2 protein-coding genes are annotated in these 4,506 nt (G+C 71.7%); both read left to right on the top strand.

The features are described 5' to 3' along the window. Window position 1 precedes the first annotated feature (1 nt). Entirely contained in the window at window positions 2-3,721 is a 3,720-nt protein-coding gene (locus ACY45C_RS10265; protein WP_462187397.1) for a TM0106 family RecB-like putative nuclease, read from the top strand. A 283-nt stretch (window positions 3,722-4,004) separates the two neighbouring features. Then, on the top strand, window positions 4,005-4,506 hold a 502-nt coding region (locus ACY45C_RS10260), incomplete at its 3' end, for a GAF domain-containing protein (RefSeq protein ID WP_462187396.1).

The following is a 4,506-nucleotide window of genomic DNA, read 5'->3' as shown; positions in this document are numbered from 1 at the left end:
CGTGCACAGGTTCGAGGACCGCTGGGTGGTTTCCGCCAGTGATCTTGTCGACGTCGTCGAGTGTGGGCATCGCGTCGGGCTTGCGCACGCGCTCGCCGCCGGGCTGGTGACCGGGGAGACGTCGGATGACGGGCCGCGCCGGATCGACCGGGTGCGCCTGACCCCCGCGGACACCACTGCCGTGCGGCACGGCGAGGCGCACGAACGACGCTGGCTGGAGCATCTGCGCCGGTGTTTCGGCGCGGACGGGGTCGTGGCGATCGAGCGGCCCGCCCCCACGCTCGCCGCCCTGGCCCAGGCCCACGAGCGGACCCGCCAGGCGTTGGCCGCCGGGGTTCCCGTCGTCTACCAGGGGGCGCTGTTCGACGGCGCGTTCCAGGGGCGCCCCGACTTCCTCATCGCGGCGCATCTCGACCCGATCACCGGCGTGTCGACCGGGCCCGCGGTCGCGGGCCGCTACGAGCCCTACGACGCCAAGCTCGCCCGGCACGCCAGCCCGGGAGCCGTGCTGCAGCTCGCTGCCTACGCGGCGGCCTTACCGTCGGTGGGCGTACCTGTTCCGCGGTTCATGCATCTGTTGCATCCCGCACAGCGGGCCACCGCGCCCGCTCCCGCTCCCGCGCCCGGGGTTGTGCGCACGTTCCGGGTCGACGATGTCGTGCCGATGGTCGGGCACGCGCGCAGCCGTCTCGCCGATCGGCTGGCGGTCGCCCCCGTGGTTCCCGAACCATCCTGGGCCGAGCCCCGGTCGGCCTGCGCCACCTGCGCGTTCAGCGCGCACTGCACGCGCGGCCGGGCGGAGGCCCGCGACCTGTCCCTGGTCGCCGGGCTGCGCGGCGACCAGCGACGGGTGCTGCGCGCGGCTGGCATCACCGCGGTGGAGGAGCTCGCCGCGGCCCGCGACGACCAGCGGCCCGCGACGATGTCCCCGGCGACGTTCGCGGGACTGCGTCTTCAGGCGGAACTGCAGGCCGCGCAGGATGCGACGCGGACCGCGGACGACCCGGTCGGGACGGTGACCGTCCGGATGACCGGCCCGGAGGGTCTCGCGGCCCTTCCGGCGCCCGATCCCGGTGACATCTACTTCGATATGGAGGGCGATCCGTACGCGCTGGACGCCGCCGGTCTGGAGTACCTGTTCGGCGCGGTCACCCTCGCGGACGGCGAGGTCTTCCGGGCGTTCTGGGCGCATGATCGGGCGGGGGAGCGGCAGGCGTTCGAGCGTTTCGTCGACTGGGCGACGGAGCGGTTGCGCGCGCACCCCGGCGCGCACATCTACCATTACGCGCCCTACGAGCCGAACGCGTTGCGCCGGCTGGCCGCGCGACACGGCACGCGGGAACGGCAGGTCGACGATCTGCTCGCTGGGCACCGGCTGGTGGATCTCTACGCCGTGGTCCGGCGCAGCCTGCGGATCTCCCAGCCGTCCTACTCGATCAAATACCTCGAACCGCTGTTCCTGCCCGGTGCCCGGCAGGCCGAGGTGAAGAACGCCATCGACAGCATCGTGGCGTACGAGAGCTTCCTGGCACACCGCGCCGCCGGGGAGCTCGCCGCGGCCGACCGCGTCCTCGCTCAGATCGCCGACTACAACCGGATCGACTGCGTGTCGACCCAGCGACTGCACCGCTGGCTGCTGGGCCTGCGGGAGGCCGACGGCGGCACGCCGCGGATCGACCTCGCCGCCCCGACCTCCACAGCCTCCGGCACCGACCCGGTAGACCCCGCCGACGCCGACGCCGACGACGCGCTCGTCGACACCCTCGTCGCGGCTCTTCCCGACGACTCGGCTGACTGGACGGACGACGAGCGGGCGCGCGCCCTGCTCGCCGCGGCCGTCGGATACCACCGGCGTGAGAACAAGCCCGCCTGGTGGTCGTACTTCGCGGCGCTGACCGCCGATCGCGCCACGCTGGAATCGGCCGACGACTGCGCGGTCCCGGTGAGCTGGACCGTTGTCGAGGACTGGGTCGAACCGGCCGGGCGACGGCGGCGGAGTCGTCGACTGCTGCAGGCCCGCGTCGATCCGGACCGTCCGCATCCCTTCGACCGCGGCGAGGCGGTGCGGCTGCTCTACCCGGGACCGCCCGGGGCCGAGGGCGTTACCACCGACGCGGTCGTCGAGCGGGCCGAGCCGCACAGGCTGCTGCTGCGGGAGAGCGTCGCCCCCGACGACGTGGCCCGCAGGCCGCCCCTCGCCGTGCTGCCCGGATCGCCGGTGCGTCCGGAACCCAAGCCGGCGGCGATCCGCGACCTCGCCCGCCGGACCGCCGACGCCCTGCCGGACCTGCCTGCGGACCCCGCGTTGGACCTGCTGCGCCGTCGCCCCCCGCGGCTGATCGGCCGGGGCGACCTGCCGGCGCCCGGCGAGCACGACGGAGACCAGATCGCCGCCGTGCTCGCCGCGGTGAGCGCGCTCGACGGCTCCTACCTGGCCGTGCAGGGGCCGCCTGGGGCGGGCAAGACCTACCTCGCCGGCAGGCTTATCCGCCATCTCGTCGAGCAGGGGCGCACGGTCGGGGTCTGCTCGACCAGTCACAAGGCGATCGAGAACGCGATGCTCGCCGCGACCGGCCAGCCGCCGGCGGACCCGAATCCCGCGGACGCCCGAGCCGCGGATACCGGGGCCGCGGATACCGGGGCCGCCGACGCCCGGGCCGCGGACGCCGTGCCCGCCTGGCGCCCCGCGGTGCCCGCCGCGAAGAAACAGCGGTCCGGGGCGAAGCCGGTTCAGGCGGCTCCGGGCATATTCCTGCCCTGGGACGGTCCGCGGGATCTGCGGGCACTTGCGGCGTGGCGCCGGGAGCACCCCGAGGGCCACCTGGTCGGGGACACCGCCTGGGCGTTCGCGAACCCGGTGCTGCGTGGTGACCCCTTCGACGTTCTGATCATTGACGAGGCGGGGCAGTTCGCGCTCGCGGATACCCTCGCGGTGGCCGGCGCGGCCCGCAACCTCGTGCTCCTCGGCGATCCGCAGCAACTGCCGCAGGTGGTGGCCGGCCTCCATCCGGACGGCGCGGACGCCTCGGCGCTGTCGCATCTGCTCGGCGACGCCGAGGTGATCCCGCCCGAGTTCGGCTACTTCCTCGATCGGACCCGCCGGCTGCACCCGGCCGTATGCGCGCCGGTGTCGGCGCTGGCGTACCGGGGGCTGCTGCACGCGCATCCGGTGGCCGGGACGCGCGCCGTGGCGGGTGTACCGGCCGGGCTGTACCTGCACGACGTCGAGCATCACGACAACGGCACCCGGTCGGATGAGGAGGTTGCTGTGATCCGTGACATCGTTCGCCACCTGCTCGGTCGTACCCTCGTCGACGGCGGGCCCCCGCGCCCGCTCCTCGGCAGCGACCTGCTCGTCGTCGCCCCCTACAACCGGCAGGTGCGGGCGGTCGAGCACGCGCTGGGCAAGGCGGGCCTGCCCGGGGTGCGGGTCGGGACGGTGGACCGTTTCCAGGGCCAGGAGGCAGCCGTCGTCATCATCTCGCTCACCACGTCCAGCTCGGCCCAGGCGCCGCGGGGGCTGGACTTCCTGCTCTCCCGCAACCGGCTCAACGTCGCGATCTCCCGAGCACAGGTGGCGGCGGCGCTGGTCATGTCACCGGCGCTGCTCGACAGCTCTCCCCGTTCGGTCGCCGAACTTCAGCTCCTCGCCGGGTTAGCCCGGCTGCGTGCCATGGCCCGAACGGACCCGCTCACTGTGCGCTCCCCGATACATTCCTGACACTTTCCTGGTACGTTTCCGGAACCTGATGGGTGGTAGCGATGAAGCCACGGAGTCCACTACGCGCCCGCGGCCCCCAACTCTCATGCAGATATGTAAAGTCCGTTTCGTCGGTATTTGTTTGTGCTTAGGAGTCGAAATGAAATAACTTGCGCGTTTCGAACCCTCCACAGGCCTGTGACCTGCGATGATGCTCTCGATCGCGTATTTGTTACTTCATTACGTCCCCTTATTGTAAAGCCGGTGCTAGGATTCGCGACGTCTGGGCAGGTTGGGGAAGGGGATGCTCATGACTCTTACACTGGCTATTCCTAGCCGTATGCAAACTGTTCTGCCTCGGGCGCTCGCGCGCCTGCGGGCCTCATCGGGTGCACACATTACTTTCGGGGGAATGGTCGCACTCCATTCCCGCACCCTGACCATCACCAACGTGGACGGGCCGGGGCCGGCCGGGCTGATCGGTGTCGAGATCCCAGCCGGGATGGGCATCGGCGGTCAGGTCGTCAAGCATTGCCGGCCGGTCGTCATCAATGATCGAGCTGCCGCGCGAAGATCGCTGCGATCTACCGCCGCGGAGATCGACGACACCGGTCTCGGTGCGATCATGGCGGTGCCGGTATGCGAGGACGGCGCGGTGGCCGCGGTACTGTACGCCGCTCTCGAACCGGATCTGTCATTCGATGAGTCTGCTATTCACGCAGCTATGGCGGTGGCCCGGTTGATGGAACGCGAACTCGGTCTCGTCAGTGGGGGGCCGCGGTCGAGGGTGCCGTCCGTACCGGTCC

This window comes from Frankia sp. CcWB2, from assembly GCF_977927585.1.
This window is presented reverse-complemented; position numbering and strand designations above follow the sequence as displayed.